1 protein-coding gene is annotated in these 262 nt (G+C 46.9%); it reads left to right on the top strand.

All coding sequences use genetic code 11. The annotated features are described in order from the left end of the window. On the top strand, positions 1–262 hold a 262-nt coding region (locus tag AB4585_RS24505), incomplete at both ends, for a hypothetical protein (protein ID WP_372171355.1).

A 262-nucleotide genomic window follows, 5' to 3' on the forward strand; every position in this document is an offset into this window, starting at 1 on the left:
TGTCAGGGTGATGGCGTGATTAAGGTAGAGATGCACTTCCTACCGGATGTGTATGTGCCATGTGATTCTTGTAAAGGTAAGCGATACAACCATGAGACCCTTGAGGTGAAATACAAGGGCAAGTCTATCGATGAAGTATTGAACATGACCGTTGAAGACGCTCACACCTTCTTTGAACCCGTGCCTGTTATTGCTCGCAAACTAAAGACTTTGATTGATGTTGGCCTTTCGTATATCCGCCTAGGCCAAGCGGCTACCACCC

The sequence above is a fragment of the Vibrio sp. 10N.222.49.C9 genome (assembly GCF_041474985.1).
Lineage (GTDB): Bacteria > Pseudomonadota > Gammaproteobacteria > Enterobacterales > Vibrionaceae > Vibrio > Vibrio crassostreae_C.